Raw genomic sequence first — 25,096 nt, 5'->3', positions numbered from 1 at the left:
AATCACCCCGTACTTGCTATCCACTGGATTTTTTGGCTATTCATTATTTACGTGAATAGGACGATTTTCAGGAATCGGGCTCTATTTGCTGCTGATGCGGAGCCGCCGGAGCCCCCCTGACGCGGGGCCCGGCGGTGGAGTGCGACTTCCAGGCATGTGGGATGGTGACTACCGGGCACGTTGTTCACACCGCCCATGCGAAAGCCATACACCTGATACTCGTAGCTCCTGAGGCTCAGGTGGCTGACTCGGAGCGGCGCTCAGTAGCAGAGATAGTTGTTGTTCCAGCCGTGAGCGGAATCCGCGGGCTCGTTCCACGCGATGCAGGTCTTCCCAGAGATGGGGCCTGCGCTGGACCACTGGAAGTTGAGCAGGCTGAGGTTGGGCACGCAGACGTAATTGTTGTTCCAGGTGTTGGGGTCGCTGGGCTCGTCAACGAGCGTGCACCGCATGCCAGCGATAGGCCCCGCGTTGCTGAAACGCACGCCTTCGTCCACCTCGGAGCACAGGAAGTTGTCATTCCAGCCATTCGGGTCGGCCGGCTCGTTGACCGAGACGCAGGTGGTACCCGCGATCTTCCCCGCGGGGGAGAACGCGAACCGCTGCGTGTAACACAGGTAGTTGTTGTTCCAGGAGTCGGGGTCGCCCGGCTCATTCCACTGCGTGCAGCGCATCAAGGGGATCGGGAGCAACGAGGACCAGACGAACTGCAGGGGGCTGTAGGTGGGCACGCAGAGGTAGTTGTCATTCCAGCCATCGGGGTCGAGGAGCTCGTTGATCAGGGTGCAGCGCTGGCCCGCGATGGGTCCCGCATAGGACCAGCTCACCCCCTCCTGACCCGCGGTGCAGAGGTAATTGTCATTCCAGCCGTGGGAATCGCCCGGCTCGTTGACCAGGGTGCACGTGGAGGGGAACGCGTAATGCTGGAACTGGAACTCGACGGGAGACACGCCATAAACCTGGCGCAAGCCCTGAATGTCCAGGGCGCTCAAGGTCGGCCGGCCCCACGCGGCGCAGTAGTTCATGGTCGAGAGAGGGTCGTACGCGGTGATGACCTCGCCATTGGCCTGCTGAACGATGGTGTTGTCGCAGTAGCCCGGCGTGTTGGGTTGATTGCCCGGAGAGTCCTGCTCATGCCAGAAGCCCAGGGCGTGGCCGAACTCGTGCAGGGCGACGCCGCGGATGCAATATTCGCGGTCATCTCCCGGCAACGATGCGTCATCAACACCGTCGTTGCAGACGTGGCTCCAACTGGCGAAGTTGAAGTTGAGCCACATGCTGGGGCTGCTGTTCGAGCGGCCGACGATGGAGCGCGGGCCGCTCTCATCCACCTGGATGCGGATGGCCTGAGCAGGAGTAAGGATGTCGCAGTCGCCCCAACCCGTGAAACGCAAACTGCTGTTCGTGTCCCACTGCGCCTCGACGATCTGCCTCACCCACGTCTTCTCCGAGTTCCAGCCTGCCGTGGTCCAACAAACGGGGACGTCGGTGAAGCCCGCGGCGTTCGTGGGCCAATAACCGGCGGGATTGCCATAGAGTTCATCCTGCCGTGAGTCCACTGCCACGACTTCCATGTCCGGGAAGGGCTCGGCCGCGGGATTGCAAGCCACGAGGAGCGAGGAGAGCAACCCAAGGACCTGGGTCACTCCAATGACACGCAAACTGTTTTTCATGAATTCCCCCGGCGAAGCATTTTTCACTGCGGGTCATTGTCTAGCACGGAATAAAAGCCGGCCCCAAGCAAAGGCTTGTTGCCTTCCAGTGCGATAGAAATCGTCTGGCTGGAATAATCCACAAAGTCAGACGGAAGGCGCGCCTGGGCTCCAGGGCTCGAACACCTGATGCGTTTTGACGTGCAAGTGTATGTCGACCCCCAGCTCCCTCCCGGCTGCGAGGACACGCCCCCACGCCCCTCCTTCGACGCGGGGACCCCGGATGCCGGCCCCTTTGTCTGGGGCGGCACGTACACCGAATTGGAGGAGCACGGAGATTGGGGGGCCGGGACCCCTTCGCGCCGTGCGGCTTCGATTCGCGGGACGCGTCCAGCAGGGCCTGCGAGGAGCTGTCCCGCTTCGATGTCTCGAATTGCGCCCCGGCGGCGCTCGCCATGCTTCCCGAGGAGGGCATCTGTCTGGCCAACACCCGGGATGAGCGACGCCTGGAGGACGGGGGCACCCTCATCAGCACCGGCCCTGTCGGCTTCCAGCTCCGGAGTGACGGAGGCACGAGCACGTTGTACGACGAGCCGCTCCGCTTCCGGGACACGCAGCGTGGCCAGCAGCAGCAGGGGCGTCCTTGTCTACGGCCTCGCCAATCCCGCGCTGCCTGTCTTTGCGTATAGGCGGGATAGAGGCCATGTGGAGGGTGAGGGCAGGAGCGGAGGTGCCGCGGAGGGCCGCGGACGGGGTCGCTCAAGCAGTGTGAGCCAGGCGGGTGGAGGAGCGGCTTGAGCCCCTTGGGGTACACGCTGGCCCTGGCCGCCCGCTCATGAGGTGCGCGGCAGGGGCCTGGCTCTCTGGGCCCTGGCGGCTTGAGCTTCAACACCCTGCGGCTTGGAGGGGTCCGCGCGCAGGGGAGAGCCTCGCACCTGCCGTGGGCAGGCCCAGGTGCTCTAGAATCGCTCGCACCCCTCCTGCCTCGTTCACGTACGCCAGCACCCGGCGCCTGCCGTCACACCTCGCGCGGGCCCACACGTCCAGCGCCCTGCGTGCGGCGTCCCGTTGTACGAGGTGCTCCAGGGACCTTGAGCATCCCGCCTGGGGTAGAACCACCGGAGCAGGCTGTCAGACCGCGAGGGCAAGCTTCCTTCGACTGGCACCGAGCGAAGGACGTTCATGGCAACCCTGAAACAGCTGGCGTTCCGGATGGCGCGCACCCCTGCCTCCGGCTCCCTGGTGCGCTTCGGCTTCGCGCACGCGGACCGGCTCCTGCCCCTCACCTCCGTGGACCGCTCGGAGCAGGCCGCCATCTACCGGCACCCGCGTCCCGTCTACGGCACCTTCCATCACATCGCCGTTCCCCTGCGGGGAGTGCCGGACGTCTTCGCCCTGGCGCACCCGCGCCATGCCGGGCTTCGCACGGGCCTCTTCGCGCTCATCGCCGGAGCACGGCAGCGGACCCCCGCGTCGGTGCTCGTCAACGCGGGGCCTCGGCAGGACGTGGGGCAGGTGCACTTCCACCTCACGGACGACACGCCCTTCAGCGACGCTGTCCGCTCGGAGCACCTCACCTGGCCGGACTGGGACGCGGCAGTCCGCGCGCTGACCTCCGTGCCCGACATCCAGGAGCGCTACCGCGCTGGCTTCTCGCTGCTCCAGGATGCCGGGGACCCTCGGGTGCGCCTCATCTGACCGCGGCATGGATGCGGCCGCCTTCACGCTGGCGCGCCCACCTGGCGGGTGGGCGCGCCGTTTCACCGGGCTTCCATTACTGCCAGGACGGTTCGACGTCGTTCGCGCTCACGGTGTTCGTCAGGTTGGTCAGGGTGCCGTTGACGGACCGCATGAAGATTTCGCCACTGCTCGCGCTGTTCGTGAAGCGTTCGAACACCAGGGTATCCGCAGTAGGACTGTAGGCCGGGCATTGGTCGTCCTCCGGCCCGTTCTGCAGCGCGACCAGCCCCGTCCCGTCCGCGTTCATGGAGTAGAGGTCCCGCTCGTACAGGCTCTGCACCGAGATGCTCGCGGTGAAGGCAATCTTCGTCCCCGCCGCGTTGTAGACCGGGAAGAACGAGGTCCAGTTGGACGGGCCTTCGTTCAGCCTCACCAGGCCCGTCCCATCCACGTTGATGCGGTAGATGCCCCGGAAGGGAATGTCCGACGTGCTCAGCGCCTCGTAGCCGAATACGACCTGCAGGCCATCGGGGCTGAAGCTCGGCGTGATGTAGCTGCCGGCGCCTTGCAGGTCCGTGGCCAGGAGGGCCAGGTGCTGGCCGTTGGCGTCCATCAAGTAGAGGCTGCACCGGGAGGTGCAGTGGACGAAGACGATGCGCGTCCCGTCGGGGCTGAAGGCGGGCTGTTCGTCATCACCTTCCCAGTTCGTGAGCCGCTGCATGTTGCTGCCGTCGATGTTGGCGGTGACGATCTCGAAGTCGCCAAAGTACGGATACGTCTGGCCGTAGGCGCGCTGCCAGACCACCTGGGTGCGCGCCTTGTTGAGTTTGGGGCGCCGGTCCATCACGAGGTCGTTCGTGAGGCGGTTCAAAACGGTGCCATCGGTGCCCATCACGAAGATGTCGTAGGTGTTGATGGGGTGGGCGGGGTCGCTTCCCCGGTTTGACGCGAAGGCGATCTTCGTCGGCGGTGGGCAGTTGGGGAGGCACGTCTTCGCCGTGACATCGTCCTCCGCGACCTCCTGTTCAGGGTCGGAGACACCACACGCGGCCGTCAGCAGGACTGCTCCAAGGATGCAGCTTCTTCCCATCATCATGGCACTGGCTCCCAGCTGTGTTTCAGGTTCGCCGTCCTGGCCCCGGCCTCGCGAGGCTCACCCTGGAAGGGGGGGCCCAGGCGGACCGGGACGGAAGGGCGGACATGCCGTCGACAGAGCAAGGGCAGGGCCAATCCACGTTCCAGGCCGCTTCCCCTGGAGCAACCTGCGAGGACGGCAAGTCTTGCCGCGATCCGGCGCTTCGGGCTGGCAAGAGTTGCCGTTGCCGGCTGGGTTTGCCGGCCGTGGACCTGCTCCAGGACGCCTGGGGACCCCAGGGTGCGCCTCATCTGACGGCCGTGGGGGACCAGAAGCCCGCCAGCGCTCCCGAGGCGTGGGCCTCCGTGTAGCGGCGCAGGTCCTCCGCGTTGTCCGCCTCCAGCCAGCCGGATGCGATGGGCACGGCGTGGACCGCCACGCCGTCGGAGATGACGTCCTGGAGGAAGGCCGTCATGGAGATGTTCCAGTAGCGCGGGTCCTTCGCCACGCGCTGGTCGAAGCGCTCCAGGAGCGCGTGCAGGACTCCGGGCCCGAACCGCAGCAGCCCGATGTATTGCCCCTGCACCTCCTCCACCGAACGCACCCGCGAGCCGATGTCCACGATGCGCTCGCCTTCCAGGCGCAACGACTCGCAGTCCGTCGTGGGGTCCTCCATCCGCAGCTCCCAGAGGCGGCGCCACTGCATGTCGATGGCGACTTCGACATCCCGGGACGCGGCGAGCATCCGCCCCAACACCTCGTGCGAGAAGACGATGTCCCCATAGGAGACGAGGACTGGCTCCGTGCGGGACACCACCGGCAGGCTGAAGCGCAGCGTGGAGACCATGTTGCCGGTGGTGTAGGCCGGGTTCACCACGACGCGCACGTTGCGGCCCGCCTTGGTCAGCTCGGGATACGCGCCGGCCATCACCGTGACGTCCACGCCGAAATGCGCGTAGACGGCCAGCTGATGGTCGAGCAGCGGGGCTCCCGCCAGCTCCACCAGGCACTTCGGCCGGTTCGCCGCGAGCGGCCCCATGCGGGTGCCCAGGCCCGCTGCAAGGATGATGGCTTTCACGGTTCGTACGCCTCCATGGATTCGAGGACCGAGTGAAGGTGGTGGGGCGCCCGCTCGGGGTGCCAGAGGACGCCCAGCGAGCGCCGCTCCCAGTTCGCGAAGGCCTCCACCGCGCCGTCCTCCGAGCGCGCGAGGACGTCCCATCCGTCAGGCATGGAGTCCTCCGCCACGCTCCAGTGGTGGAAGCTCGCCACCTCCGCCGGGCCCCGCCACGCATTGGCGAGTGGACCCGTCAGCGCGTGGCGCACGCGCACGTGGCCTTCGACAGGCACGAGCCGCATCCCCGCGAAGCGCGCGAGCATCTGCGCGCCCCGGCACACGCCCAGCACCGGCGTCCGCGTCCGGGCGGCGAGCGACAACAGGACGGACTCCGTCTCGTCGCGCGCGGGAACGGAATCCGGTCCCGTTCCAGGAGCGTCGTTGCCTCCACTCAGGATGACGAGCCCCGGACGGAGGGCTTCGAACTGGGCCACGGCAGCGGCGGCCACGTTGACCACGGGGAACGGCACCCAGCCGGCCCCCCACAGGCCCGAAGCCCAGGAGTCCTCGAGCCCATCCCGCACCTCCGGACGCCCCGAGACACGGTCGCTGCGCTGGGTGATGAGTGCCACGCGGCGCTCACTCATGGACGAGCCTGCGCCCCCCGCAGTCCAGCGTCATCACCCGCCCACCTGACAGCCGCCGGAACTGCTCCCGGCCCACGCCAATGGCGGCGGGCAGCTGCAGCTCGGTGCAACGCACCGCCATGTGCGAGTTCGCGCCTCCGTACGCCGTGACGATGCCTGCGACGCCCAGCGCGAGCAGCCCGTCGTAGCCGGGGTCGGCGCGCTCCAGCAGCACGATGTTGCCGCGCACGCGCTCCGGGTCTGGCAGCCCGTCCGCGACCAGCACCGGCGCGCGCACGCACGCCTTGGTGACGAACAGGGGCTGCTCTCCACTGCTCACGTGGAAGAGCAAGTGCGACGCGCGCGTCAGGATGTCCGGCAGTTCGATGAGGGTGACGGCGGCGGCATGCTCGCGAGCCTCCTCCACGGCGTCGCGGCACCACGACCGGGCTTCGAGTGGCGGCAGCGCCAGGGCGGTCTCCACCTGCTCCAGCGACAGGTGCGCCAAATCATCCCGGCTCAGCCCCAGCGGCTCGCCCCACTCCGCGAGGTGTTCGAGCACGCCACTCAGCGTCTTCGTGAACACGTGCTTGCCGTACTCGCGCCCCGCGATGCCCGCGCCCAGGTGCGCGAGAAACACCTCGCTGGTCATCGACAGGCCGGCGCTCCGGAGGCCCGCGCCCAGGCGCTCGTGGAGGCTCAGGGACAAGGGGGCTTCGTGCCTGAACGGTTCCTCCGCTCCGGAGATGAGCGGGCCGAGGTAGCGCTCCGGATCCGCGCCATAGCGTGGCACCCGGATGTCATAGGTCCCGGGGCGCAGGTGCCCGAACTCCGCGACGAGCGCCTCCAGGCCCAGCTCGCCCCGCCGCACGCGGAACGCGTCCGCTTGCAGCTGGCCCGCCACCGTCCGGATGCGCTGGAGCACCTCGCGCTGCTCGCTCGAATTCATCACGCCCTCGCGAACGAAGCTCTTGAGCAGCGCGGTCACCACGAACGCCGTCCGTGCCAGATGCGCGAAGGGCAGGGTGCCCAGCTTGCGCAGGCGCGCGAGGACGGGACCGAGCCCGCCATCGAAGCCCGGCGCGAACGGTTCGGCCCGCAGCCGCTGCACCTGCTCCACCTGCGCGGGCAGGTCGCGAAGCCCGTGGAGCGTGATGTCCCGCAGCGCGGTGGCCAGGGCATCCAGCTCGCCTGCATCCAACGAGGACGCATAGAGCCTCCGGAGCCGCTCGCGCAGGCCGAGGCTCGCGCACGTGTCCGCGATCTCGAACTCCACCTTGTCATGCAGCTCGGGGGCGCTGGCCAGCCGGGCCAGTTGCTGGGAGACCAGGACCTCCGCCACGCGCGCCGGGGTGACGGCCGGGATGAAGGAGTTGAGCGACGCGCGCACGTCCACATAGGCGTGCCCCGCGAAGTCGCGCAGCAGGGGAGTGCCGCGCAGGTCGCGGTACCCGTAGGCCGCGCGCTGCTCCGCCCAGGTCTGGTCCGTGATCAGCCTGCCGTAGAGCGTCCGCGCGAGCGGAAGCGGACGCCGGCCAATCATCTCCGCCGGGTTCCAGTCCGTCATCGTGCTGTAGACGGGACCGTCTCCGACGACGGGGGCCTTGGGCCGCAGTAGCGCCTGGTGCGCCGTGCAGGCATCCGCCAGCAGCATCGCCCGGCGGACCTCGCCTCCCTCTGGCAGCGACGAACCCTTGGCGATGGGACGCACCTGGAGGAGGTGGAAGTCACCGCCTGCCAGCGCGAACTCGATGTCCAGCGCCTCCACGCCAACGAGCTTCACCAGCTCACGCCCCACGGTGACGACGCGACGGAGCGAGTTCGGCAACAGGCCCCGGGGCACGCCGTGCTCCACGTACGCGGAGGAGGGCTTCTCCAGGGCGCCGGACGTAATCTGATCCGTGCGCCCGCTGGAGACGTCCGACGCCACCACCCAGTACGAGGCCAGCGTCTCCGGGTGCCGCGCCATCAGCACGCCGCTTTCGCTCACGGGGTGGACGTAGGACTGGAGGAAGACCTTCTCTTCCCGTGCCCCCGGGCCATACGAATCGAACACGTCCGAAATGGCGCCGCTCACGGCCACGGCATCGCCCGCGTCCACGTCGAGCACGGAGAGGAAGCGTCCCGCGTTCGACGCGGTCCACGCATCCTCCGCGGAGCAGGAGGAGCGCACCACGATGCGCACGTTCCCGAAGCGCTCCCGCACACGTTGGAGCACGGCGTCCCGGTCCTGGGCCCAGTCCCCGCTCCACACGATGTGCGGCCGGGAGACGCGCCACGGCCCGTGCAGCTCCGACAGGATGTCGAGCGTGCGCGCCTTGTCCCCCAGCACGAGCCGGCCTACGGGGGCCTGGGGCTCGCTGGAGACCTCGTCGTCTTCCATCTCGAAGCGCGCCACGTCTCCGGCCTGGGCAAGCCGGTCCGCCACCTCGTCCAGGTCCCATCCCTCCAGCGCCTCACGCACCGCCTGGGTCCTTCCGACGATGAATCGGCACTCTCCCCGCCAGGTCGCGATGACGGCGGAGGCCTCATCGAGCAACACGCGGAGCGCGCGCGGACGCGGGAGCACTGTTCCCTTGAACGCGAGCGTCAGCGGCACGCCGTCGTACGTCTGGGCGAGCGTGCCCAGGACGCGCTCGGCCCAGGTCCGCATGGAGGCGTGCACGGGGCCTACGCCGCGGATGCGGCAGTCAGGAGGAGTTCCAATCGGAGGGGTAGGGCGAAACGTCTCGACTTCGCATTCCAGGGCTGTCACGGGCGACCTCGCACGAGCGGACGTGGTGCATGGCGCGTGCGCGGCATCGCATTGTGGCCTCTGCCCACGTGTGGTGGATTCGATGCATGAGAACCTTCGCCACGGATGAGCGGCTGGCGTACCGCCGCGCGGGCAATGAGCTTCAGCCCCGCCCGTCCGAGGACCATGTCCTCTCCTACGAGTACCGCTTGATGCAGCTGCCGCTGGTGCGGCCGGACCACCCGGAGGTCGTGCCGTTCGACCTCAAGGCCGGCTACGACTGGCTGGGCACCTACCGCGCGCCCCGCGTCTCGCTGGTGGGCTTCGTGGACTTCGGCGCCTTCGCGCAGAGCCCCCAGTTCAACCGCTTCATGAACGCCGTGGCGATGACCGCCGCGGCGCGGAAGATCGCCTGGGACATCGTCGAGCGGCGCAAATACAGACACCACTTCACCATCTGCAACGGGCTGCATGAACGGATGCCCATCGCGGACATCGTGCCCTTCGTGAAGCAGCGGCTGGAGGGCTTCCCCCGCTTCCGCATCCAGGTGAAGGGCGGCTGGCTCTGGGGCAAGAAGAACGGCCGCATCTACTTCCCCGTCTACCCGGAGCTGACGGACGGCCCGAACCCCGTGGACCACCTCACCGAGGTCCAGACGCGCCTGGGCCATTCGCTCCACCCGGGCTTCTACATCGGCTGTCTCCAGTTGATGGACCACCTGCGCTTCAACTCCGAGCTGGACGTGCACGAGGCGGACGAGCTCTTCGGCGTGCTGCGGCGCTTCCGCGAGACGACCATCGTGGAGCTCGACGTGACCGAACTCTCCATCCTGCGCACGCACGACGACCTCATCCTCAAGAGTCGGGTGCTCGAACGCGTGCCGCTGGCGGGGTGAGGGGTTCATTCGAACTCCTGGAGCGCGCTGCGCAGGAGCACGCGCTCGTAGGCGTTGCGGACCAGCGCCCCCAGCGGACCGATGATCCGCGTGAGGTCCGTCTCGCGGTACAGCGCCGGGTGGTGGAGCAGCTCCAGCACCGTGGCGACGAGCGCCGGCTCCACGCGGTAGTCGAACATCCCGGGCCGGCGCGGATGTGAAAGCCCTGCCTGGACCGCATCGTTCACCAGCGCCGCCTCACGGGCCACGACGCGCAGGTACACCTCGCGGGACGCCGGGGGCTCGGAGCGGAGTCCCTCCAGCTCGTTCGCTGCCTCGCGCCACGGCGAGACCAGCTCCTCGGGGAAGGGAGCGACGAGCTCCACTTCTTCCGCGAGGCGCAGGCGGAGGTGGACCAGGAACTCCAGGGGCGAAGGTCGCCACGTACGCCCCACGACGGCCCCTGGCAACTGCTGGATGGCGGAGTTCGCGCGCAGGGTGGGGCGACCTTCCGACTCCAGGAGCATTCGCAGTTCACGGGGATCAAAGGCCGTGGCGGCCTCTTCAATCATGGCGCGCGTGTCGTCCGAGGAGTGCATGAGGCTCAGCGCGCGCGTCGGGGCCTGGAGCCGGCTGCGCAGGTGGTGCGGTGAGCGCTTGTTCGGATCCGCCGACCCCTTGAGCGACTTGAAGGCCGCGCAGGCGGACCGGCTCGGGGTGCGGAGGATGAGCGCGCAGGAGGACTCCAGCAGGTACACCTCGCCAGGCACGGCCCACGTCTTGTCGAGCGCGATGGGGCGGTTGGGGCTGTACACCGCCTCGATGCTGCTCTGCGTGTATTGGACGAAGCGCCGGTCCACGACGCGGAAGCCCTCGTGCTCCAGGAACGCGAGCGCCTCCTCCGCGAGCCCGAGCCCGATGGCGTACGGGTCGAAGAACGTGAAGACGAACTCCTCGCTCCCCGGACGCGAGCCGAAGGCCTCCACGAGGCCGGACACACTGGCAACGTTTCTCATGTGAGGTCTCCACTTCCGGCTTCCACGAGCCACAGCGCTTCTGAAGGCGCGAGCAGGACCTCCCCCTGGCCCTGACGCCCGCCGAGCAGGTCCGTCCACTTCCGCAACGGCACGGGGACGGACACGGGCCCCACGCCGAAGTTCACCAACACGTGCAAGGGCTGACGGCCATGGCCTCGCGTCAGATGCACGACCTGGGGCGCTGGCAGCCGCGCCTCGCAGCCGCTGTCCTCCCTCAGCGCGGGCGTCCGGTCGCGCAGGCGGATGAGGCCCAGCAGGGACTTCAGGATGCGCGCGTGTACCGGCTGTCGGACCAACGCACGCAGGGCTCCATCCGAGTACCGGTGCCGGTTCGCGGCGCGAGGATTGGAGGGCTCGACACCCACCGCGTCCGGCAACCCGAACAGCGTGGGGAAGTAGAGGCAGGGAGTGGCGGGGAGCGCGAAGAGCAGCGCGTGCGCGGCCAGGTATCGCTCGACGTCGAGCCCTGCCTCCGTGGAGAAGATGCGGTGCAGCGAGCTGTTGAGTTCGTACGGCTGGGATTTCCCCCCCACGTCCGCGTGTGACACCCGGACCCCGGCACGCTCCATCCGCTCCATCACCCGCCGGAGGGTGGGAGCATCCAGCGGCGGATCCATGGGACGCAGGTGCACGCCGTCATGCGTCTGGAGGAAGGCGTAGCCGTCGCGGCCGTGGGCATCGGCCGCGGACGCGTTCACCCAGTCCACCAGCGGACCGCCTTCGCCCGCGAGCGCCGCCGCGAAGACGAGCAGCGGCACCGCGAGGTGGTTGTCGTGCTGCGCCAGCTCCTCGCCCAGGTAGCACCGCTCGCCCGTGCGGTGGTCCGTCTCCGCGAGCAGGCGCACCGACGGGTCCACCAGGTCGGCCACGGCGCGCAGCGCTCGCACCAGCAGCTTCGCTTCCGGCTGGTGAGGCCCTCCAGGAACGCGCTTCCACACGTGAGGAATGGCATCCAGACGCACGACCCGCGCACCCGCCTCCACCAGCCGCAGCAGCGTGCCCGCCATGGACAGGAAGACGTCTGGCGAACCGTGGTTCAGGTCCACCTGCGCGCGCCCGTACGTGCACCACGCCCAGACCGCGCCGAAGCGCTGGAGGATGGAGGAGGTCCGCACCCGCGTGCCCCAGTCGATGTCCCGCGGCTCGGAGAAGAGGTGGAAGTCCCCGGGCCGTCCCTCCCCGCGCAGCACGTCCCGGAACGCCGGGTGCGACGTGGACACGTGGTTCATCACCAGGTCGAGCATCAGCCCGCCGCTCACCTCAGACAGCCGCTCCAGGTCCTCCCACGCCCCCAGGCGCGGATGCACGGCCCGGTGGTCCACCACCGCGAAGCCGTCATCCCCGTCCGACACATAGGGCGGGAGCACATGCAGCAGCGCCGGCCCCACGCCGCCCACCTCTTCTTCGAGGAAGCGCCGCAGCGCCGCGAGGGGAGCCATGCCCCCGTCGAGCACGTGGTCCGGATACACGGCGATGACCGCGGGCCGCGCGTCCACCGCCGCGCGCCCGGGCCGCGGGCACGCGCGGATGCCCTCCGCCGCCTGGGCCAGCTCCCGGACGAGCGCCTCCGCGCGCTCCGCCCCGTAGAGCTGTCCCAGTGCGTCCCCCAGCCGCGCCCTCGCGGGGGCGAGGACCGGGTGGGCCGTGTATCCGGAGGCGCTCATCCCTGGTGCTCGAGGACGTAGTCGATGCTGCCCTGGAGGAACTCCACCGCGCGCGCCAGCTCCGGCTCCGCCGACATGCGTTGGGCCATGCGCTGGTGGAGCGCTTCGATGCGCGTGAGGCATCCGCCCAGCGGGCCCGTCGCGCAGTCCGCGTGCAGCAAGAGCCCTTCCTCGAGCAGGCCCCGGTCCACCTCGCCCGCGGTGGCCATCGCCTTGCGCGACTCGATGAGCAGCCACTTGCGCGCCGCGCTTGTTATCCCGAGGGCCGCGAGGATGGAGACCAGCGCCTCCTCCACCGCGATGCGCGCCACGTGCCGGCTGGACTCCTCGCTGATGGCGCGGTGGCTGATGGCGTCCTCCAGGTACTCGTGGACCTCCATGAAGTGCCGCACGGTGAGGTAGGTGGGCAGCAGCTCCACCAGGAACTCATCCCGCCAGCTCGCCACCAGGCTCGGGTTCATCAGCGGCAGTCCCACGCGCAGCCGGTGCAGGAAGCGCAGCTCCGGGCCGTCGATGATGGGGATGAACTTCAGCTCGGACGGCTTGTAGAGCGCCGGCGCGATGGCCGTCATCCACGTCATGATCTCCGCGACGCGGCTGCGCTCCGCCAGCTCGATGTTGACCTCGATGCCGTCGCAGTACTGGAGCGCTTCACTGAAGCGGCTGTTCTTGAAGCGCACGCCCTCCTTCGTGGAGATGAGCGACGTGCGGTGCGGCACCAGCACCATCAGGTCCACGTCCGAGCTCGGCGTGCCATTGCCAGCCGCGAGTGAACCCGTCAGCAGCACGCCGCACGAGGCGGGGTCGCTGACCAGCTCCGACAGGATGCGTTCGACGTCCACGCCGTGCGCGCGAAGCGTCTGCATGGTGAGCGGTTGACCACTGGAAAGCTGATGCGTGCGCTTCATGATGCCACCTTCCCCCGTCCCTGATGGGACAGCTGCAAGTCCGAGAAAACGTCCGCGCACGCGTCCGCGACGGTGCGCACCATCTGCTCCTCATGGGTTCGCATCACGCTCAGGCGCAGCAGGCCGTGGCCCGCCGGGACCGCTGGATGGATGACCGGGTTGGCGTAGATGCCCCGGTTCCACAGCAGCCTCCACGCCTGGAGCGTGTCGAAGTCCGCGCCCACCTCCACGCTGACGATGGGACCGTCGGACGGAATGGGCCGCAGCCCGCGCTCCACCAGCGCCTCACGCAGCGAGCGCACCCGTTCCTTCAATTGGGCCACCAGCCCCGGGTCCTCACGGAGGATGCGCAGGGCGGACAGGGCCGCGGCCACGGAGGCCGGCGTGTTGGCGGCGGTGAAGAGGAAGGGCCGCGTGAGGACGCGCAGCGCCTCAATCTGGGCCTTGTCCCCGATGATGGCGCCGCCGCAAGAGCCCAGGCTCTTGGAGAAGGTGATGGTGATGAAGTCCGCGTCCTGGACGACGCCGTCCTCTTCCACGGTGCCCAGTCCCCGAGCGCCCACCGTGCCCAGGCCGTGCGCCTCGTCCACGACGAGCGCCAGCTGCGTCTCGCGGCACACCTCCAGGAATCGGCGCAGCGGAGCCCGGTCTCCGCGCATGGAGTAGACGCCCTCTACAACACACAGGCCGGAGGCGGTGTCGTCCTTCGCCTGGGCCAGCAGGTGCTCCGGGTCGTTGTGGCCGAAGCGCTTCATGTTCGCGCGAGCCAGCCACACGCCGTCCAGGACGGAGGCGTGCATCTCCTCGTCCACCCAGGCGCGGTCATTGCGGCCCAGCAGCGAGCTCATCAGGCCCAGGTTGGCGCCGTAGCCGGTGGAGAACACCATGGCGCCGGTGCGGCCATAGAAGCGCCGCAGGGCTTCCTCCAACTCCTCGTGGAGCGTCAGGTTGCCGTTGAGCAGACGTGAGCCCGTCACACCCGCGCCCCAGCGGGCGGAAGCCTCCTGCGCGGCGGCGATGACACGAGGGTCGTTCGCGAGCCCCAGGTAGTTGTTGGAGCCGAAGTTGAGGATGTCCCGGCCCTCCATGCGGGTGATGGGGCCGGTGGCCGACTCCACGCGCGTGAAGTAGGGGAGGCGGCCAATGCGCTTGCCCAGACGGGCCTGCGCCACGCGTGGGTCCCCGAGCAGCCGCTGGATGACGGGAGCCCGAGGGCGGCCCGCGGTGTCTTGTTCAGGTCGTGTCATGTTTTTGGTCCCGGAAGTCGAACGCCAGGCTCGCGGCGGTCGCGCAGACAGCGGTGAAGGTGAGGATGACGGCGGTGCTCTGGAGCACGACGCTCCAGCGGCCCGCGCCGAAGGTGGCTTCGTTGAGAGCACGCAGGGCCCAGTAGTGAGGCGTGGCGTAGCCGAGCGTGCGAGACCAACCCGGCAGCGCTTCGGTGGCGACGATGGCGCCACCCACCGCGCTGAACGTCACCAGCACCAGGTAGGAGAGGTTGGAGAGCGTGGCGGTGCTGCGCGTGATGGCGAAGAGGAGGAAGCCCAGGGCCGAACCGCTGGTCACCAGCGCCGCGCCGGTGAGGGCGACCTGGAGGACGTTGCCGTTGAGCGGCAGGCCCAGGAACACCGCCGCGAAGCCGGTGAAGAGCAGCAGCTGCACGAAAGACATCGCGCAAGCGGGCAGCACCTTGCCCATGGCGAACGCGAGCCGGGAGGGGCGGACCAGCGCCTGCCTGCCGTCGGTGTGGTACCAGAAGTCCCGGTAGAACGCGTGACCTGAGTAGGTCACCACCATGTAGCTGAACATCACCGCGAAGCCGATGGTGGCCCGGCCCATGGCGCCCGGAGCCGCGTCGAGCCCCGACACACCCGGGCCCAGGATGGCGGAGAGCACCGCGGGCAGGATGAAGATGAACACCATGGCCGTGCGCTCTCGCGCGAGCACCCGCCACTCCGTCAGCGCGTAGCAACGCACCACGTTGACAAAGCCAGCCACGCCGCTGGGCGCGGATGGGGTACTGGAAGCGATGTGGTGATTCATGGCCCTTCCGCCTCCCGGGCGAAGGCGCTCAGGGACGGGTCCCTCAGCAGGATGTCGCGGAGCCGGTTGCCGGACAGGCGCAGCTCGGACAGGTGGACATCGGAGGGGACCTCGCCCAGCTTCGAGCGGACCTCCTCCATGGTGCCGGTGGCGAGCGTGAGCTCCCACGAAGCATCGGGACGCGCGCCACGCAGCGACAGCGTGCGAGCCTGGTTCGACAGCACGGTTCCCAGTTCACCCAGGTCGCGAGTCTTCCCGTCCCGCAGCAGCACCAGCTCCGTGGACAGCTCCTCGATGTCCTCGGGGTAGTGCGCCGTGACGAGCACCGCGGCGCCTTCCTCACGCCACGCGCGCACGCGGCGCACCACCAACTGGCGGGCCTCGAAGTCGAGCGCGACGGTGGGCTCATCCAGCAACCGGATGGGCGGCGCATGGACGAAGCTCGCCGCCAGGTGCACGAGGCGCCGCTGACCACCCGACAGGTGATGCACGCGCGTGCGGGCAATGGGACCCAGCGCGAACTCCTCCAGGGTCCGCTCGACGGCGGCCTTCGCCTCCCCGCGTCCCAACAACAGCAGGGCCAGGTGCCCGACGTTCTCCTCCACGGTGAGCACGGGATAGAGCGCGATGGCCTGCGTCGCGAACCCGATGGCGCGGCGGGCGTGCAGCCCACCCACGTCGAGCCGCACCGAGCCGCCAGTTGTTCCCCGCACGGTGCCGGTGAGCGCTCCGAGCAGCGTCGTCTTGCCCGCGCCATTGGCGCCGAGCAGTCCCACGGATGTTCCCCCCTTCAAGCAAAGGGAGACATCGCGAAGCACGGGCGTCCCCTGGGGGAATGCGAAGGAAAGCCGCTCCGCGGAGAGCAGGGCGGTTCCGTGCGCGGACCCCATGGACTGACGAAGACGCCCAGGTGTTTTGATTGGATCCTGAAATGCTGTTTCTTCAGGAAAAGTGATTTTGTCGGTCATCGTCGGGATGACCTTCTACAGATGCGGTCTGACATCCAGCGTCAGCACGTCGCGTCGAAGATGACGCGGACGCAACCCATCACGGCGCCCTCATTCTGGAGGGCGGTGATCCATTCCCCGATGCCATGCTGAGGGGCGAAGTGACACGAGGACTCCTTCTGGACACGGGGCTACATGGGAGGCGTCGTCCCCGTCCTTCCGGCTCCGGCTCGTAGTAGGACCGCCCCGATGTCCGAACTCGACGACGCCGCGCTCCTGGAACTGCTGGACCTGACCTTCGACGCGCTCTGTGCGTCCCGCGTCTCGGATTGGGTGGACCCCGACCGGGTTCTCGCCGCGGTCGACCTCTCCCTGACGCCCGAACGGGTGACGGGCTGGCACGCCCGGTTGGGTGTCCCCATGCGCACGCGCCTGCTCGCGCGCGCGGCGAAGAGCCGCATCAAGATGGGCGCGTGGCTCCCCGCTGAGGCCACCGCGTCCCTGACGGCGCTCCTGGGCCAGCCGGTGCACCTGCCTCGCAAGGCCATCGATGAAATGGTGGCGTCCGAGCAGGTACGGGAGACTGTGCGCACCACGCTCCAGGAGACCCTGTCGTCCCTGGTGAGCAAGGTCATTGCGGGAGCTCCCGGGGCTGGCGTCTCCGGGCTGAGGGATGCGCTGAGCTGGGGCGCGAGAGCGGCGGCCTCGGCGGGCAAGGGAATCCTGGGGGGCCTGGGCGGCAGCTTGCAGGACCGCGTGCGCGAGGTCATCGACGGCTCCATGGCCCTGGTACAGCGGCGGATCGCCGAGCGGCTCGCCAGCGAGGAGACCGCCCGCGCCCTGGGAGCACGGCGCCAGAAGGTCTTCCTGTCCACCCTGGAGAAGACGGAGGCCGAGGCCGCGCAGGCGCTGGGCCGGGTGCCCCACGAGCACCTCGACTCCCTGGGGCCTCAGGTGCTTGCGCACAACCTCGCGCGCCCCGAAGTGCGCGAGGGGCTGAAGGCCGAGCTCCACGCCGTCCTGGAGGACCTGTCACGGCACACCGTGGGAGAGTTGCTCGAACAGGCCGGACTGCGTGAAGCGACACGCCAGTGGCTGCATGCGCACGGCCTGCCCTTCGCGCGCACGCTGGTTCACTCCGCCCCCTTCATCGCCTGGAGGACCCTCGTGAAGCGCTCCGGGCCGTAAGCCCCGCCGACGCAACGCGTGTGGCCCCCAGCGTCTGGGAGAGCTCCACCCCGGTCAAACCACCCGAGCATTCGTGCTCCGAGCGTCCTGCCGCCCTTGGTCGCGGCGTACCGGAACTCCTCGCTGAAGTGCTTCCAGGGAACTGGCAGGGCTGGAATCCCCCATGATTGCGTGTGGGTTTCCCAGACGAGAGACGTTTCAAGTTTCCGTTCACCCAGCGAGCAGAGGAGCTGCCCCATGCGGATCGCCAGGGTTCTGGCTGCACTGGTTGGCACGCTGCTGATCTCCAGCACGCCGATCACCGCAGCCGAGCAGCCGGGTTCCGGCGTGCAGACTCGTGCGGAGGTCCGCACCTCCGGTGCCACGCTTGAGATCGCCTGGGACCAGCCGATGCCGGCCGCCGAGGCGGAGGCGTTGACGAAGAGCCTGCAGGGCGACGGAGAGGAAGAAGACGTTCAAACCTTCATGCCCAAGCCCAACGGTCATGGGCCGCAGTATGACGTTGTCAAATGCGACGAGGCGAACCACATCTTCACGGACCGGAACGGCATCTTCAGCGCCCGCTACAACTGCCGCTTCGATAACGTCAACTGGGGGTTCAAGGTTTCGCAGAAGCTCGTGGCCATCGCTGTCGGAGACATGAAGGAATCTGGGATGGTCTGGCATACAGCCACGAAGAAGCTGGGTCATAACGGGCACCACACCGTGCCCGTCAACTACCAGCTCCACGGCACCATCAAAGGAGTCAAGGATGGTGACGTCTTGCATTGGTCCGACAGGATCACCTTCCGCGTCAATGCGGGGGGCCGGGAGGGGACCGCCGTCCTCAACATCGGTGGAACCTTTAAAATCTCCCGCCGTTGAGAGCCTCTGCCAGGGGACAAGGCGCGCCGAGGACATTCAAGGAGGTCGTCATGAAACGCTCGATTCTGACCCTGCTCTGGGCCGTTCCCTTGTGCTTCCCTGCGTCATTCGCGGAGGCGCGTTCACTCCAGACTTCCAACGCCAATTACTGCGTCGGTGTCAATCACGCGAGCGAGGTCGCTGGTGCGAATGTCAAGCAGTTCAGGTGTGATGGCGGAGAGAATCAAGGGTGGGCCCAACGGGACGAAGGGGGCGGATATTTTGCCTTGCAGAATGACAAGAGCCGTCTGTGTATGGGAGTGAATCACGCGAGCAAGAAGCCCGGCGCGGACCTCAAGCAGTTCGAGTGTGACCACAAGGAAAATCAGAACTGGAAGTTCGAGAGGTGCCCTGACGGGAGCGGCCAGTGCCTGGTGAACCAGAAGAGCGGGCTCTGTGCCACTGCCGATCCTCTGGCGCACGATGTCCAGCTGGAGCCAGAGCAGTGTATCGGTGGGCCGACCCAGGTCTGGAACGACGTCTAGCGTCAGCGGGTTCGAGGCAGGTGGAAGGCGGGGGCGTGCCGGGGAATCGGACTTTCGAACGGTGGCCTCGGCGTGGCTGGTCTTGAAGTTCGCGCTGTCCGCCATCCTCTTCCGCATCCTGGGGCAATGATTGTCAGGTGGGCCCGCGGTTCACTGGAGTAGGCTCGCACTGTCCGTGAAAAAGACAGGAGCCACCATGAAGCTGATATCGAGCAGTGCCATCGTGACGGGAGCGGGCCAGGGCATCGGACTGGGAATCGCCGCGCGCCTCATGCGGGACGGAGCCAACGTCCTGCTCTTCGGGCGGACCCCGGAGAAGGTGGAGGCGGCCGCCAGCGAGCTCAACCGGGTGATGGAGGGGCACGCTCGGGCCGTGCCCTTCGCGGGCGACGTGGTTCGCGCGGAGGATGTGGCGCGGGCCATCGAGGTGGCCACGCGTGAGTTCGGCCTCCCGGGGATCTGGTGAACAACGCGGGGTCGGCCACCCTCCGCCCGCTCCTCGAATTGCCGGCGGAGGAGTTCGACCAGATCCTGGCCATCAACCTCAAGGGGCCCTTCCTGTTCACCCAGGCACTCGCGAAGTCGCTCGTCGCCGCGAAGCAGCCGGGCTCCATCGTCAACATCTCCTCGTTGAACCAGACGGCCGTGACGGACGGGCTCGCCCACTACTGCGCCTCCAAGGCGGGGCTCGCGAACTTCTCGAAGGTCGCGGCTTCGGAACTGGGGCGCTACGGCATTCGTGTGAATGTCGTGGCCCCGGGTGCCATCCGCACCCCCCTGGCCGAGGGTGCCGGCCTCATGAAGGGAGCCATGGGGCGGGAGTTCCTCTCCCACACGCCGCTCGGAAAGCCGTGTGGCGAGCCGGAGGACGTGGCGAAGGTGGTGTCGTTCCTCTGCAGCGACCTTGCGTCATGGATGACCGGCGACACGCTGGCCGTCGATGGTGGCAATCACATTCGCGGGCTGCACAGCTACGCGGACACCCTGGGCCTCACCCGTCCCGTGGAAGGCTGAGCCGCCCGCCGCTTGGGGTCCCCGGGTGCCTGCCTGTCAGGTGCCCGGAGTCGGAGGCGAGGGCGGTGCGGCTGGACGGCATGGATGTCTCGGTTCCGACTTCCCGAGAGGACAGGGAAGGTTGAGTCAATCACCGGCCGCTCCACGTGGGCATCGCGCCCATCAGGGCCGGCAGGACGAGGCCCACGGCCAGCCCGCCGAACGTCAGCGCCGTGGGCGCGGGAAGGCCCAGCACCCGCCGTAGCGGGGGGAGGGTGAGCGCCGCGATGTGCACGGCCGTGGCCCCCCCGATGAAGACGGGGAGGCGCCACTCGCCGTCCGCGGGGAGGTGGCGCCGCGTCTCCCTCGGCGCCCGGCACACGGCCGAGTAGCCCAGCTGCACCGCGGTGAGCGTCCCGAAAGCCAGCGGCGGCCCGCCCAGCGCCAGCCCCAGCCCTCCCACGCCCGCCATCAGCGCTCCGTCCCGCACCACGCGCCGCACCGCCGGGCGCGTCAGCAGCGGCATGCCTGGCGGCGCGGGCGGCCGGTCGAGGATGGCCGGGTCTCCGGGCTCCATCGCCAGGGCGATTCCCGGCAGCGTGTCCGTGAGGAGGTTGATCCACAGCAGCTGCAGCGGCGTGAGCGGATCCGCAAGGCCGAGCAGGCCCGCGCCCAGCACCAGCGCCATCTCCGAGAGGTTGGTGGCGAAGAGGAAGCGCAGCGCGCGGCGCAGGTTGTCCTGGACGATGCGGCCCTCGCCCACCGCGGACATGATGCTGCGCAGGTCCTCGCTGGACATCACTACGTCGGCCACCGCGCGCGCCATGTCGCTGGAGCGCACGCCCACCGCCACGCCCACGTCCGCCGCCTGGAGCGCCGGGGCGTCGTTGATGCCGTCACCCGCCATGGCGACGATTTCTCCGTGCGCGCGCAGCGCCTTCACCAGCTCCCGTTTGTTCTCCGGCGTCACGCGCGCCAGCACCGCCGTGCGGTCGAGCCTCCGGCGAAGCTCGTCACCCGTCAGCTCGAGCATCTCCGCCAGCGCTACCGGGGTGAGCGTGTCGCCCTCCAGCCCCACCTGCCGGGCGATGGCATCGGCCGTGCGGGGCTGGTCTCCCGTCAGAATCACCGTGCGGATGCCCGCGCGGCGCGCCTGCCGCACCGACTCCGCCGCGCCGTCGCGAAGCGGGTCCCTCAAGCCCACGAAGCCGATGAAGGTGTAGCCGTCCGTGGGCGCGTGTTCCCCGTCTCCGGGGAGCCTCCGCCATGCCAGCCCCAGCACCCGCAGCCCGTCCTCCGCCAGCGCGTCGTTGCGCCGCGCCAGCCGCTCCCGCGTGCGCGCGTCCAGCGGCCCCTTCAGGTCCCGCTCGCACAGGGTCAGCACCTGCTCGGGGGCCCCCTTGACGAAGGCCACCATGCCGCCGCCGGGCACACGGTGGACGCTCACCACGTAGTGGATGCCCTCGGAGCGCTCGAGGAGGTGGCAGCGAGGGAAGTCGCGGCGCAGCGTGGCCCCGTCCAGCCCCGCGGCGTGCGCGGCGGCCACCAGCGCCTTCTCCGTGGAGCTGCCGGACACCGCCATCTCCTTGCCGTTGCGGTGGACGTCCACGTCGCTGTTGAGCAGCGCCAGCGCCAGCGCCAGCGTGGGTGGGTCCTCCAGCACGGCGTCGGGCCTCAGGCGCAGCGAGGACAAGTCCAGGGGGCCGTCCCCGACGTCCAGCACGTCCAGCCGCATCTCGTTGCGGGTGAGGGTGCCCGTCTTGTCCGTGCAGATGACGGTGACGCCTCCGAGCGCTTCGGCGGAGGAGACGCGCCGCACCACCAGGCCGCGCGCGTGAAGCCGCTGCATGGCGCGCACCAGCGCCGCGGTCGCCACCAGGGGCAGGCCCTCCGGCAGCGCCGCCACGCCCAGCGCCACCGCGCCGCGCAGCACGTGGGGCCCGGAGCGGCCATGCGCCAGCCCCACCAGGGCGGACAGCCCCGCCGCGCCCACGGAGGCCACCGCCACGCGCCGGTCCAGCTGGCCCAGCTTGCGCGTCAGCGGCGTGGGCGGCGCGGACTCCTGGGCCACCAGCTCCCGCACGCGCGCCTGCTCCGTGTCCGCGCCGGTGGCGACCACCAGGGCGCGCCCATGTCCCGACGCCACCGTCGTGCCCGCGAACAACAGGGACGTCCGCTCCGCCAGCGGCGCCCGCGCATCCACGGGCGCGGCCTGCTTGGTCTGCGGCTCGCTTTCTCCGGTGAGGGGCGCCTCGTCCGCGGAGAGCCGGTGCGCGTCCAGCACGCGCGCGTCCGCGGGCAGCACGTCCCCCGCGCGCAGCAGCACCACGTCCCCGGGCACGAGCTCCGCCACCGGCACCGTGAGGAGCACGCCGCCGCGCAGCACCTGGGCCGCGCCCGCCTCCAGCTTCTGCCACGAGGCGAGCATCTCCTGGTTTCGGCGCTCGATGCGGTAGCCGATGCCCGCGTTGAGCCCCACCACCGTGAGGATGGCGGTCGCCTCCACCGCGTCACCGGCCAGCGCCGAGGCCCCCGCCGAGCCCATCAGCAGCAGCGTGGGCACGGAGGCCAGCTGCGAGCCCAGCATGGCCAGGCGCGAGCGCGGCTTCTCCACCACCGCCAGGTTGGGGCCGTAGTGCTTGAGCCGCCGCGCCGCTTCCTCCGACGTGAGCCCCTGGTCCGTGGCGTCCAGCCGGACCAGCACCGCCTCCACCGTCATCGCGTGCCACGACTCCCGGGGAGCGCTCCGCGTGCCTTGCACCGGGCGGGCCTGATGCGGGACGGGCCAGGGGACCGGCTCGTCGGGTTGCTGGCGCAGCTGGGCCAGCAGCGGGGCCCCCGGCGCGTAGCGCACCAGCAGGCGGCCGGTGCGGGGCTCCGCGCTTGCCTCCTCGATGCCGGGCCAGGTGGCGAAGGTGCGCTCCAGCCGCTTCCCGAGGGAGTGGTTCCACCGCAGGCCGGGGACCTCCAGGCGCAACCGCCGCGCCGCGGTCGCGTGGCGGACCACCCTCGCGGGTGCCGACTGTCCATCCATCAGGAACACCACCATTCGCCCACCCCCCCCCCGACTGGCATCAAGAAATGGGGAGGGTGGTGCGTCCGGACAAGGAGGCTCGGCGCGCTGTCGGAAGATGAAGGTGTGACATCCGCGCGCCGGCTGTTCCACCCGTCAACACCCCGCTCCTCCTCCAGGGCCTGAAAGGGGGGGCCTCAGTGGATGCGCGTCGGCTCCTCCCGCGCTCCTGCCGCCCGCGGGGCCGGCGCCCCCTTCCGGCCGGCCGGCTGGCGTGCCGGTCGCGCGGCTCGCGCCGGGGCGGCGAACGCGTGTGCCACGCCCTCCTCGCGGTAGCGGTGCACCAGCGTGTCCAGGTGCCCGCCGTCCATGGAGGTGTGCAGGGCCTCCGCGGCCCTGTGCAGCAGGTCGCGCTCGGCCGCGGACACGGTGAGGTCCGCGGCGGAGAGCTGGTGGAGGGACCACATGAGGACCTCGCGCGCCCTGGCCGGCGCCGAGCGCAGGCGCTTGAGCCACGCGGTGACATCCTCCACGAAGTGGCCCACGGTCTCCTGGCGCCGTGCCGGAGAGAGCCGGGAGAGCTGGTGGGTGAGCACGGCGGACTCCTCCTGCCGGAGACGGCCGTCGGAGACGAAGAGGAACCACGCGCTCTCCAGCAGCAGGCTCACCCCCTCCGGGGCCACGCGGCGGATGGCCGCTTCGGAGTCCTCCAGCGCGCGGCGCAGTCGCACGTAGCTCAGCACCGAGTTGCCCAGGTGCCGGGTGCGCCGCCAGTTGGCCACGGAGGACGTCACCACGTTCAGGAACGGCACGAGGTTGCGCGACACGCTCTCGCCCAGCAGCTTCGCCCCCAGGTCCTCGCCCAGGTCGGTCGCCCTCGCCTGCGCCAGGTGCTCCACGCGCCCCAGTCCGAGCGAGTCCTCGTCCTTGTCCTCCTCATGTTCCCCCTGGCCGCGGGTGATGGCGTAGAGGCGCGAGAAGTCGGAGGGGTCCTCCGGGTTGAAGCGCACGCGGAAGGCGCTGGCCAGGTCGCACGCCATCCCCAGGTTGATGAGGGCGTTCACGAGCATCTCCGTCGTGATGACCAGGCCCGAGGCGGGGATGGCCAACATCAGTCCGGGGGCGCCCGCGTCCGCCGAGACCGCGGTGATGCCGGAGGTCAGCGAGCCGCTCCCCGCGCCGGAGAGGAATGCGGCCCCGCAGGCCCGCCGGATGATGGCTTCGGTGACGGCCGCGCCCGTCCCCTTCGCGGCGGGGGTCCTTTGCAGCACGTGCGCGTCGTAGTGCCGCAGGTAGATGGACAGCAGCTTGGTGAACCAGCGCCCCGTGCGCAGGTCCTTGGGGGAGAGCTCGTGCGTCAGCGCCCCTGCCAACTGCACGGAGCGTTGGAGGAGCGCCGCGCCCTCCCCTCGCTCTCGTGGAGCCAGTTCCATCGTCGCCGTCATGGTTCCTCCTCGCGGACCCTCGCCAATGGGGCCGGTCAGGCATTCCTGTGTGTCATTGCCTTGCAGGAACGTTGGACACGCGCGGACGCCCTGACAGGCACTGGCTCCGGAGGGACGGCCGCTGCCTGGGGCGCTCGGGATCCATGACCGCACCGGGCTGCGCCTACTCTCCGGCCTTCAGTACGTCGGAGCGGTCACGGATCACTTCGACTTCTTCGTCACGAAGAACGGCTGGTTCTTCGTCCGTCTACGGCACAGGCTTGGGAACCGGCTTCACGTCGGTGTTCTGGCCCGAGACGATGCGCCACTGCTTCTGGGTGCGCTTCAGCACGTACCGCATCTGCGTGCGCAGCAGCCCCTCCTCGGTGTTCTGCACGCCGGGAGGGAGGCCCGTGTGACCGGTGACCTCGTGCAGCGTGTCCACCACGGCGATGTCCTCGCTGGGGAAGCGGATCTTGCGCACGGTGACCTTGGCATGGCTGGTCTTGAAGATGCTCGCGAAGATGGCGGCGTGGCGCGTCTCGATTTCCGCGCGGCCCTGGAACACCGTGCCGACGATGTTGATGAAGTCAGCGTCGTCCGCGAAGTCCCGCGTCCATGCCGCCGCGTCGTGGGCGTTCCAGGCCTCGGTCTGCGCCTTCACCCACTGGCGGAGGTCCTGCTCGTCCCGGGCGTGGTCCGGGGCCGTGCACGCCGTGGACACCAACACCAGACTCAGCGCCGCGACGATTCCGAAAGAAGAAGAGCGGGTCATGGCCGCAGTCTGCCATG

Annotated in this window: 21 protein-coding genes; 7 read left to right on the top strand and 14 right to left on the bottom strand. The window is 69.3% G+C overall.

Annotation, left to right across the window (positions count from 1 at the left end):
* Positions 1-260: 260 nt before the first annotated feature.
* Positions 261-1,673, bottom strand: a complete 1,413-nt coding sequence (locus tag D7V77_RS04390; RefSeq protein WP_147451972.1) for a hypothetical protein — start codon at positions 1,671-1,673, stop codon at positions 261-263.
* A 1,161-nt stretch (positions 1,674-2,834) separates the two neighbouring features.
* Here D7V77_RS04390 and D7V77_RS04375 point away from each other — a divergent pair.
* Positions 2,835-3,350 carry a hypothetical protein gene (locus D7V77_RS04375; protein WP_120575009.1) on the top strand — a complete coding sequence of 172 codons (516 nt, stop codon included), beginning with the start codon at positions 2,835-2,837 and terminating at the stop codon, positions 3,348-3,350.
* Positions 3,351-3,426: 76 nt separating this feature from the next.
* Here D7V77_RS04375 and D7V77_RS04370 read toward each other — a convergent pair whose 3' ends face one another.
* The 4 genes from D7V77_RS04370 to D7V77_RS04355 all read right to left on the bottom strand — a co-directional run bounded on the left by D7V77_RS04370 (position 3,427) and on the right by D7V77_RS04355 (position 8,743).
* Positions 3,427-4,428, bottom strand: coding sequence for a PD40 domain-containing protein (locus tag D7V77_RS04370; protein ID WP_120575008.1), 1,002 nt, complete (start codon positions 4,426-4,428; stop codon positions 3,427-3,429).
* A gap of 286 nt (positions 4,429-4,714) precedes the next feature.
* Positions 4,715-5,485, bottom strand: coding sequence for an NTP transferase domain-containing protein (locus tag D7V77_RS04365; protein WP_158624314.1), 771 nt, complete (start codon positions 5,483-5,485; stop codon positions 4,715-4,717).
* The gene (locus tag D7V77_RS04360; protein WP_120575006.1) at positions 5,482-6,111 is read right to left on the bottom strand and encodes a gamma-glutamyl-gamma-aminobutyrate hydrolase family protein; all 630 of its coding nucleotides are present in this window, start codon (positions 6,109-6,111) and stop codon (positions 5,482-5,484) included. The genes D7V77_RS04365 and D7V77_RS04360 overlap by 4 nt, the downstream gene beginning before the upstream one ends.
* A complete protein-coding gene (locus tag D7V77_RS04355; RefSeq protein ID WP_126933154.1) occupies positions 6,104-8,743 on the bottom strand; it encodes a PEP-utilizing enzyme in 2,640 nt (879 codons plus the stop codon). The genes D7V77_RS04360 and D7V77_RS04355 overlap by 8 nt, the downstream gene beginning before the upstream one ends.
* A 188-nt stretch (positions 8,744-8,931) precedes the next feature.
* Between D7V77_RS04355 and D7V77_RS04350 the strand changes: the two genes are divergently transcribed.
* On the top strand, positions 8,932-9,720 hold the full coding sequence (locus D7V77_RS04350) for a hypothetical protein (protein WP_120575004.1): 789 nt from the start codon (positions 8,932-8,934) through the stop codon (positions 9,718-9,720).
* Between the two features lie 5 nt (positions 9,721-9,725).
* On the opposite strand, the gene D7V77_RS04345 is transcribed toward D7V77_RS04350, so the two are convergent.
* The 6 genes from D7V77_RS04345 to D7V77_RS04320 are packed head-to-tail and all read right to left on the bottom strand — an operon-like array spanning position 9,726 to position 16,241.
* The gene (locus D7V77_RS04345) at positions 9,726-10,715 is read right to left on the bottom strand and encodes a nucleoside-diphosphate kinase (RefSeq protein WP_120575003.1); all 990 of its coding nucleotides are present in this window, start codon (positions 10,713-10,715) and stop codon (positions 9,726-9,728) included.
* Positions 10,712-12,400, bottom strand: a complete 1,689-nt coding sequence (locus tag D7V77_RS04340) for an alpha-amylase family glycosyl hydrolase (protein WP_120575002.1) — start codon at positions 12,398-12,400, stop codon at positions 10,712-10,714. Before D7V77_RS04340 ends, D7V77_RS04345 begins: the two co-directional genes overlap by 4 nt.
* A complete protein-coding gene (locus D7V77_RS04335; protein WP_120575001.1) occupies positions 12,397-13,308 on the bottom strand; it encodes a nucleotidyltransferase domain-containing protein in 912 nt (303 codons plus the stop codon). The genes D7V77_RS04340 and D7V77_RS04335 overlap by 4 nt, the downstream gene beginning before the upstream one ends.
* The gene (locus tag D7V77_RS04330; RefSeq protein ID WP_120575000.1) at positions 13,305-14,555 is read right to left on the bottom strand and encodes an aminotransferase class I/II-fold pyridoxal phosphate-dependent enzyme; all 1,251 of its coding nucleotides are present in this window, start codon (positions 14,553-14,555) and stop codon (positions 13,305-13,307) included. The genes D7V77_RS04335 and D7V77_RS04330 overlap by 4 nt, the downstream gene beginning before the upstream one ends.
* Complete coding sequence (locus tag D7V77_RS04325) at positions 14,542-15,351, bottom strand: ABC transporter permease (RefSeq protein ID WP_120574999.1); 810 nt, start codon at positions 15,349-15,351, stop codon at positions 14,542-14,544. The genes D7V77_RS04330 and D7V77_RS04325 overlap by 14 nt, the downstream gene beginning before the upstream one ends.
* Positions 15,348-16,241: an ATP-binding cassette domain-containing protein gene (locus tag D7V77_RS04320; protein ID WP_255424546.1), complete on the bottom strand. Its 894-nt coding sequence runs from the start codon at positions 16,239-16,241 to the stop codon at positions 15,348-15,350. Before D7V77_RS04320 ends, D7V77_RS04325 begins: the two co-directional genes overlap by 4 nt.
* 306 nt (positions 16,242-16,547) lie before the next feature.
* Between D7V77_RS04320 and D7V77_RS04315 the strand changes: the two genes are divergently transcribed.
* The 5 genes from D7V77_RS04315 (at position 16,548) to D7V77_RS44205 (ending at position 19,888) form a co-directional block, all read left to right on the top strand.
* Positions 16,548-17,486 (top strand): hypothetical protein, encoded by a 939-nt coding sequence (locus tag D7V77_RS04315; RefSeq protein WP_120574997.1) that lies wholly within the window; start codon positions 16,548-16,550, stop codon positions 17,484-17,486.
* A gap of 237 nt (positions 17,487-17,723) precedes the next feature.
* A complete protein-coding gene (locus D7V77_RS04310; RefSeq protein ID WP_120574996.1) occupies positions 17,724-18,350 on the top strand; it encodes a hypothetical protein in 627 nt (208 codons plus the stop codon).
* Between the two features lie 50 nt (positions 18,351-18,400).
* Positions 18,401-18,874 (top strand): RICIN domain-containing protein, encoded by a 474-nt coding sequence (locus tag D7V77_RS04305; protein ID WP_120574995.1) that lies wholly within the window; start codon positions 18,401-18,403, stop codon positions 18,872-18,874.
* 196 nt (positions 18,875-19,070) lie between these two features.
* On the top strand, positions 19,071-19,340 hold the full coding sequence (locus D7V77_RS45500) for an SDR family NAD(P)-dependent oxidoreductase (protein WP_120574994.1): 270 nt from the start codon (positions 19,071-19,073) through the stop codon (positions 19,338-19,340).
* Positions 19,337-19,888, top strand: coding sequence for an SDR family NAD(P)-dependent oxidoreductase (locus tag D7V77_RS44205; RefSeq protein WP_255424545.1), 552 nt, complete (start codon positions 19,337-19,339; stop codon positions 19,886-19,888). Before D7V77_RS45500 ends, D7V77_RS44205 begins: the two co-directional genes overlap by 4 nt.
* 130 nt (positions 19,889-20,018) lie before the next feature.
* On the opposite strand, the gene D7V77_RS04290 is transcribed toward D7V77_RS44205, so the two are convergent.
* The 3 genes from D7V77_RS04290 to D7V77_RS04280 form a co-directional block, all read right to left on the bottom strand.
* Complete coding sequence (locus D7V77_RS04290; protein ID WP_120574993.1) at positions 20,019-22,916, bottom strand: HAD-IC family P-type ATPase; 2,898 nt, start codon at positions 22,914-22,916, stop codon at positions 20,019-20,021.
* Between the two features lie 161 nt (positions 22,917-23,077).
* Positions 23,078-24,325: a TerB family tellurite resistance protein gene (locus D7V77_RS04285; RefSeq protein ID WP_120574992.1), complete on the bottom strand. Its 1,248-nt coding sequence runs from the start codon at positions 24,323-24,325 to the stop codon at positions 23,078-23,080.
* A gap of 247 nt (positions 24,326-24,572) precedes the next feature.
* On the bottom strand, positions 24,573-25,079 hold the full coding sequence (locus D7V77_RS04280) for an SgcJ/EcaC family oxidoreductase (RefSeq protein ID WP_120574991.1): 507 nt from the start codon (positions 25,077-25,079) through the stop codon (positions 24,573-24,575).
* Positions 25,080-25,096: the final 17 nt, after the last annotated feature.

It is taken from the genome of Corallococcus sp. CA041A, from assembly GCF_003612075.1.
Lineage (GTDB): Bacteria > Myxococcota > Myxococcia > Myxococcales > Myxococcaceae > Corallococcus > Corallococcus exiguus.
The sequence above is the reverse complement of the archived record's forward strand: the minus strand, read 5'-3'. Positions and strand labels throughout refer to the sequence as shown.